The 7,290-nt window shown below is 73.8% G+C and carries 6 protein-coding genes; 4 read left to right on the top strand and 2 right to left on the bottom strand.

The genetic code is table 11. The features are described 5' to 3' along the window. A partial coding sequence (locus tag ACZ5GT_RS24135) for a biotin/lipoyl-containing protein (RefSeq protein ID WP_469029837.1) occupies positions 1-114 on the top strand: 114 nt, incomplete at its 5' end. Between the two features lie 996 nt (positions 115-1,110). Here ACZ5GT_RS24135 and ACZ5GT_RS24140 read toward each other — a convergent pair. Beyond that, a complete protein-coding gene (locus ACZ5GT_RS24140; RefSeq protein ID WP_469029510.1) occupies positions 1,111-2,064 on the bottom strand; it encodes a DeoR/GlpR family DNA-binding transcription regulator in 954 nt (317 codons plus the stop codon). 168 nt (positions 2,065-2,232) lie between these two features. Continuing rightward, positions 2,233-3,681: an NAD(P)H-quinone dehydrogenase gene (locus ACZ5GT_RS24145; RefSeq protein WP_360756737.1), complete on the bottom strand. Its 1,449-nt coding sequence runs from the start codon at positions 3,679-3,681 to the stop codon at positions 2,233-2,235. 240 nt (positions 3,682-3,921) lie between these two features. Here ACZ5GT_RS24145 and ACZ5GT_RS24150 point away from each other — a divergent pair, with 240 nt between their 5' ends. The 3 genes from ACZ5GT_RS24150 to ACZ5GT_RS24160 all read left to right on the top strand — a co-directional run bounded on the left by ACZ5GT_RS24150 (position 3,922) and on the right by ACZ5GT_RS24160 (position 7,148). Beyond that, positions 3,922-4,359 carry a gamma-glutamylcyclotransferase family protein gene (locus ACZ5GT_RS24150; protein WP_324788953.1) on the top strand — a complete coding sequence of 146 codons (438 nt, stop codon included), beginning with the start codon at positions 3,922-3,924 and terminating at the stop codon, positions 4,357-4,359. A gap of 227 nt (positions 4,360-4,586) precedes the next feature. Further along, a complete protein-coding gene (locus ACZ5GT_RS24155; RefSeq protein ID WP_469029516.1) occupies positions 4,587-5,411 on the top strand; it encodes a purine-nucleoside phosphorylase in 825 nt (274 codons plus the stop codon). Positions 5,412-5,516: 105 nt separating this feature from the next. Then, on the top strand, positions 5,517-7,148 hold the full coding sequence (locus tag ACZ5GT_RS24160) for a phospho-sugar mutase (protein ID WP_469029521.1): 1,632 nt from the start codon (positions 5,517-5,519) through the stop codon (positions 7,146-7,148). Positions 7,149-7,290 lie beyond the last annotated feature (142 nt).

A 7,290-nucleotide genomic window follows, 5' to 3' on the forward strand; every position in this document is an offset into this window, starting at 1 on the left:
ATGAAGATGGAACAGCCCCTCAACGCCCACAAGGCCGGCACCGTCAAGGGCCTGTCCGCCGAGATCGGCGCCTCCGTCACCTCCGGCGCCGCCATCTGCGAGATCAAGGACTGACGTCCACAGGGGCGTCCCGCACGACACCCGGAGGCGGGGGGGGGGGGGGGGGGGGGGGGGGGTGGGGGGGGGGGGGGGGGGGGGGGGGGGGGGGGGGGGGGGGGGGGGTTGGGGCATCGCGCCTACCCCCCCCCCCCCCCCCCCCCCCCCCCCCCCCCCCCCCCCCCCCCCCCCCCCCCCCCCCCCCCCCCCCCCCCCCCCCCCCCCCCCCCCCCGCCTCCGTCGTCCTGCCGAGGGCGCCTGGGCGCCTCCGTCGTCCTACCGGGGGTGCCTGCCTCTGTGGCGCGCCGTCCGCTGCGTCGCCGCCGGCATACGGCCCGACCGACGCCCCCCGACCGGTTCGGGGCACTCGACAGGACCGGACGCCGCCGACCGACAGGACCGGAGGCCGAGGCGGACGGGGGGACGTGGACCAGACGCGGGTGGGGGTGGGGGCCGGACGCGGGTGCGCAGCCCGGCGCGGTAGCGCAGCCCAACGCGGCCGATGATGCTGCCGAACCGCCAACGACTGGCTGACCGAGCGGATCGCCCGGCTACGCCAGGACGGTGGGGCCAGGCGCAGCGACGGACCGGCCGCTCGCCGGGGCTCGTCTTGCGGCCCCGCAACGGGGCGGGGGCGACGCCCGTCGCACCCGAGGGTCACGGCGGCTCCACGCGCCCGAAGTGAGCGCGAGCAGACCCCGCTGACCCGGAGTGAGCAGATCGACCCGGCTGACCCGGCGTGAGCAGACACCCGCCCACATTGACCCGGCGTGGGCAGATCGCCCGCCTGCACTGACTCGGAGTCAGCGAGAACGAATCCCGCAGGCACCACAAGCCCGCAGTCAGACCCGGGGGGATCCCCGCAGGCCCGTAGCGGGCGGGGCGAACCCCGCAAGCCCGGAGCCGGACGCCGCGGACGCGGCGGGTGCCGTGGGTCCGGAGGGTGCCAGGGCCCCTGTGGGCCCGGGGGTCGCCACGGCCCTCCGCGGGGCGCCGACCGGCGGCTACCGACGGCTACCGACGGCGCAGGTCCGCGACGCGGCCCCGTTCCGTGCCCGGGGGTGCGTCACCGAGTGCGGCGGCCGTCCGGAGTCCGTTGCCGGGGACCTGGCCGCGGCGCGGGCCGGGGAGCGACACGTCCCGGCGCGGCCGGCGTGGGGGGACCGCATCACTCCCCGAGCCCGTGGACGCCCCGGCCACGGCGATCTGGACGCCCTGGTCGGCGAGGGCCTGGAGCTCGGTGGCCGCGCGGTCGTCGTGCGACGGCGGCTCGTCCGTCACGAGACGGGTGATCACGTCCGTCGGCACGGTCTGGAACATGGTGTCCGTGCCGAGCTTGGTGTGGTCGGCGAGGACGAAGACCTCCGCGGCCGCCTGGACGAGCGCCCGGTCGACCGACGCCGACAGCATGTTGGACGTGGACAGCCCGCGCTCGGCGGTCAGACCGCTCCCGGACAGGAAGGCCCGCGACACGCGCAGCCCCTGCAGGGACTGCTCGGCGCCGCTGCCGACAAGGGCGTAGTTGGAGCCGCGCAGGGTGCCGCCGGTCATCACGACCTCCACCCGGTTGGCGTGCGCCAACGCCTGGGCGACCAGCAGGGAGTTGGTGACCACGGTCAGCCCTGGCACCCGGGCGAGCCGGCGCGCCAGTTCCTGCGTGGTGGTGCCCGCCCCGACGACGATCGCCTCGCCCTCCTCCACGAAGTTGGCGGCGAGGTCGGCGATGGCGGTCTTCTCGGCGGTCGCGAGATGTGACTTCTGCGGAAAGCCGGACTCCCGCGTGAACCCGCCCGGCAATACCGCACCGCCGTGCCGGCGGTCGAGGAGTCCTTCTGCCTCCAGCGCGCGCACGTCCCGCCGTACGGTCACTTCGGAGGTCTGGACGACGCGGGCGAGCTCACGGAGCGACACGGCCCCGTTCGCGCGCACCATTTCGAGGATCAATTGGCGACGTTCTGCAGCGAACACGAAACTGACAGTAACCCCAACGACCGTCTGCTTTCAGCAGTTTGCGCCGAATAGCAGAAGTTGTTCGCACAGCGGGGCGGCAGGTGGTATAAGGCCATAACCGCCCCGACTATGCCGCCCGCATGTCCCACAATCCCCCGTGACCAGCGGGAAACCGGCTCCGGCGGCTCAGATCTCGCCGCTCGTCTTGCGGGTGTGCAGCTGCCGCGCGACCTCCGCGATCGAGCCCGAAAGGGAGGGGTACACGGTGAAGGCGTTCGCGATCTGTTCGACCGTCAGATTGTTGTCGACGGCGATCGAGATCGGATGGATCAGTTCCGAAGCGCGCGGGGCCACGACCACGCCGCCCACGACGATCCCGGTGCCCGGCCGGCAGAAGATCTTGACGAAGCCGTCCCGGATGCCCTGCATCTTCGCCCGGGGGTTGCGCAGGAGCGGGAGCTTGACCGCCCGCGCGTCGATCTTCCCGGCGTCGACGTCGGCCTGGCTGTAGCCGACGGTGGCGATCTCGGGGTCGGTGAAGACGTTCGAGGAGACCGTCTTCAGGTTGAGCGGGGCCACCGAGTCGCCCAGGAAGTGGTACATGGCGATGCGGCCCTGCATGGCCGCGACCGAGGCGAGTGCGAAGACGCCGGTCACGTCACCGGCGGCGTACACGCCCGGCGCGGACGTGCGGGAGACCTTGTCGGTCCAGATGTGCCCGGACTCGCGCAGCCTGACGCCCGCCTCCTCCAGCCCGAGGCCGGCGCTGTTGGGCACGGCGCCGACGGCCATGAGGCAGTGCGAGCCGGTGATGACCCGCCCGTCGGCGAGGGTGACCTCGACCCGGTCGCCGACCCGCTTGGCGGCGGCGGCGCGCGAGCGGGCCATGACGTTCATGCCGCGGCGGCGGAAGACGTCCTCCAGGACGGCGGCGGCGTCCGGGTCCTCGCCGGGCAGCACCCGGTCGCGGGAGGAGACCAGGGTGACCTTGGAGCCGAGGGCCTGGTAGGCGCCGGCGAACTCGGCGCCGGTGACACCGGAGCCGACCACGATGAGTTCCTCGGGGAGCTCGGTCAGGTCGTACACCTGGGTCCAGTTGAGGATGCGCTCGCCGTCGGGCCGGGCGTCGGGCAGCTCGCGCGGGTGACCGCCGGTGGCGATGAGCACGGCGTCGGCGGTGAGGGTCTCCTCCGTGCCGTCGGCCGCGGTGACCACGACCTTGCGGGAGCCGTCGAGGGCCTGCATGCCCTCCAGCCGGCCCCGGCCGCGCAGCACCCGGGCGCCGGCCCGGGTGACGGAGGCGGTGATGTCGTGCGACTGCGCCAGGGCGAGCCGCTTGACACGCCGGTTGACCTTGCCGAGGTCGACCCCGACCACCCGGGCCGCCTGCTCCAGGGGCGGGGTGTCGTCGGCGACGATGATGCCGAGCTCCTCGTAGGAGGAGTCGAAGGTGGTCATCACCTCGGCCGTGGCGATGAGGGTCTTCGAGGGCACGCAGTCGGTCAGCACCGACGCTCCGCCCAGGCCGTCGCAGTCGACGACGGTCACCTCCGCGCCGAGTTGCGCGGCCACCAGCGCCGCTTCGTATCCGCCGGGTCCGCCACCGATGATCACGATCCGAGTCACGTACTCCATTGTCCCGCACGGCGGGAGATGCTCCCGCCCAGGGGCACAGGACGGCGCCTTCCGTCGTCTCGGGGACCTCGGGGACCTCGGGGACCTCGGAAGGTGCCGGAAAATCCCGGAGGGTCTCGCGGGGGCGGGCGCGGGGCCGCTCCGGCAGGCGTCGGTGTCACCGTCACCGGTGTTATCGGCGTACTCCGTGTTGCCCAAGCAAAACGAGTGACGGGCGGGCCGCTGCCGTACCCTTCACGCATGTCGCTCTACGCCGCGTACGCCGGCAACCTCGACGCGCGGCTGATGACCCGCCGTGCCCCGCACTCGCCGCTGCGCGCCACCGGCTGGCTGAACGGGTGGCGGCTGACCTTCGGGGGCGAGCACATGGGCTGGGAAGGGGCGCTGGCGACGATCGCCGAGGCGCCGGGCTCCCAGGTCTTCGTCGCGCTCTACGACGTCGCGCCGCTCGACGAGGAGTCCATGGACCGCTGGGAGGGCGTCGGGCTCGGCATCTACCGCCGGATGCGGGTGCGGGTGCACACGCTCGAGGGCGAGGAGGCGGCCTGGGTGTACGTCCTCAACGGCTACGAGGGCGGCCTGCCCTCGGCCCGCTACCTCGGCGAGATCGCCGACGCCGCGGAGTCGGCCGGCGCCCCGTACGACTATGTGATGGAGCTGCGCAAGCGGCCCTGCTGAGCCCACTGCCCACTGCCCACTGCTCAGCCCACTGCTCAGCCCACCGCCGAGCCACCGCCGAGCCGCTGCCGAGGACGGCCGGGCGAGGCAGGGTGAACGTTCCGTCCACAGCGGACGCAAACATCCCGTTGTGTCACTCCGTTCGTTGAAAACGACAAGACAACGATCGCCAACGCGTCGCGCCAACCATCTACGCGCGTAGGCCCTGAGCGGTTACCCTCGTCGGCGTGAACGCATCTCTTCTTCCGGACGACATCCAGGGCGACCCCCACGCGGCCGCCGACGCCGCCGCCGCGCGCCTGCGCGTACTCACCGGCGCCGAGACCCACGACGTCGCCCTCGTGATGGGCTCCGGCTGGGCGCCGGCCGTGGACGCCCTCGGCGCCCCCGACGCCGAGTTCCCGGTGACCGACCTGCCCGGCTTCCCGGCGCCGGCGGTGGAGGGACACGGCGGCACGGTCCGCTCGTACCGGACCGGCGACAAGCGCGCCCTGGTCTTCCTCGGGCGGACGCACTATTACGAGGGCCGCGGTGTCGCCGCGGTCGCGCACGGGGTGCGCACGGCCGTGGCGGCCGGCTGCAAGACCGTGGTCCTCACCAACGGCTGCGGAGGTCTGCGCGAGGGCATGCGCCCCGGCCAGCCGGTCCTGATCAGCGACCACATCAACCTCACCGCCACCTCCCCCATCGTCGGCGCGAACTTCGTCGACCTGACGGACCTGTACTCGCCGCGGCTGCGCGCGCTGTGCAAGGAGATCGACCCGAGCCTGGAGGAGGGCGTCTACGCCCAGTTCCCCGGCCCGCACTACGAGACCCCGGCCGAGATCCGGATGGCCCGGGTCATCGGCGCCGACCTGGTGGGCATGTCGACGGTGCTGGAGGCGATCGCGGCGCGTGAGGCGGGGGCCGAGGTGCTGGGCATCTCCCTGGTGACCAACCTCGCCGCGGGCATGACGGGGGAGCCGCTGAACCACGAGGAGGTCCTGCAGGCCGGGCGGGACAGCGCGGCGCGGATGGGCGCGCTGCTGGGGCAGGTGCTCGGCCGGCTCTGAGAGTCCCGCCCCCGGCACTTGCCGAAGTGGACCGGAGCGGACTGAAGTGGACAATGCGTGACCGGCCGTGACCGGCATCGACAAGCAACCGGAGGTTGACCCGACGTGCACGACGAACTCTTCGCCCGGGCCCGGACCTGGCTCGCCGAGGACCCCGACCCGGACACCCGCGAGGAGCTGGGCAAGCTCATCGAGGCCGGTGACGTGACGGAACTGTCGGCCCGCTTCAGCGGCACCCTCCAGTTCGGCACCGCGGGCCTGCGCGGCGAACTCGGCGCCGGTCCCCTGCGCATGAACCGCGCGGTCGTCATCCGCGCGGCCGCCGGCCTGGCGGCGTACCTGAAGAAGAAGGGCGAGACCGGCGGCCTCGTCGTCATCGGCTACGACGCCCGGCACAAGTCCGCCGACTTCGCGCGTGACACGGCGGCCGTCGTGACGGGCGCGGGGCTGCGCGCCGCCGTGCTCCCCCGGCCGCTGCCGACCCCGGTGCTCGCCTTCGCCATCAGGCACCTCGGCGCGGTGGCCGGCGTGGAGGTCACCGCCAGCCACAACCCGCCCCGGGACAACGGCTACAAGGTCTACCTCGGCGACGGCTCGCAGATCGTCCCGCCGGCCGACGCGGAGATCGCCGCCGAGATCGCCGCGATCGCCTCCCTGCACGACGTCCCGCGCCCGGAGTCGGGCTGGCAGACCCTGGACGACTCAGTCCCGGACGCCTACCTCGCCCGCACGGACGCCGTCCTCACCGACGGCTCCCCGCGCACCGCCCGCACCGTCTACACGGCGATGCACGGCGTGGGCAAGGACGTGCTGCTGGCAGCGTTCGCCCGTGCCGGGTTCCCGGAGCCCGCCCTCGTCGCCGAGCAGGCGGATCCCGACCCGGACTTCCCGACCGTCGCCTTCCCCAACCCGGAAGAGCCCGGCGCCATGGACCTGGCCTTCGCGCGGGCCCGCGAGACGGACCCCGACCTGATCGTCGCCAACGACCCGGACGCCGACCGCCTGGCCGTGGCCGTCAAGGACGGCGGCGAGTGGCGGATGCTGCGCGGCGACGAGGTGGGCGCGCTGCTCGCCGCCTACCTGGTGCGCAGCGGGGCGCGCGGCACCCTCGCCGAGTCCATCGTCTCCTCCTCCCTCCTCGGCCGGATCGCCGAGCGGGCCGGCCTGCCGTACGAGGAGACCCTCACCGGCTTCAAGTGGATCTCCCGCGTCGACGGCCTGCGCTACGGCTACGAGGAGGCGCTCGGCTACTGCGTCGACCCCGACGGCGTGCGCGACAAGGACGGCATCACCGCCGCCCTGCTGATCACGGAGCTGGCCTCCGTCCTCAAGGAGCAGGGCCGCACGCTGCCGGACCTGCTCGACGACCTCGCCGTGGAGCACGGGCTGCACGCCACCGACCAGCTCTCGGTGCGCGTCGAGGACCTGTCGCTCATCGCGGACGCCATGCGGCGCCTGCGCGAGCGGCCCCCGGCCACGCTCGCGGGCCTGGCCGTCACCAAGGCCGAGGACCTCACGCTGGGCACGGACCGGCTGCCGCCGACGGACGGGCTGCGCTACACCCTCGACGGCGCCCGCGTCGTCGTCCGCCCGAGCGGCACCGAGCCGAAGCTGAAGTGCTACCTGGAGGTCGTCGTCCCGGTCTCCACGCACGCCGACCTGCCCGCGGCCCACGCCCGGGCGGCCGGCCTGCTGGCGGACATCCGGCGGGACCTGTCGGCGGCGGCCGGCATCTGACCGGTATCCGGACTCCGGCCCGTGCCTGACCCCGGCCCGGCACCTGACTCCGGTCGGCACCGCACTCCGGCCCGGCACCTGACACTCCGGCTCGCACCTGACTCGGGTGCGGGCCGGAGGTCTGCGCCCCGCCGGATCACGG

This window comes from Streptomyces sp. NPDC031340 (genome assembly GCF_055569945.1).

Bases quoted from the DNA above. Each gene is read 5' to 3' on its own strand.
- ACZ5GT_RS24145 (WP_360756737.1), bottom strand. From the start codon at position 3,681: ATGGAGTACGTGACTCGGATCGTGATCATCGGTGGCGGACCCGGCGGA.
- ACZ5GT_RS24150 (WP_324788953.1), top strand. From the start codon at position 3,922: ATGTCGCTCTACGCCGCGTACGCCGGCAACCTCGACGCGCGGCTGATG.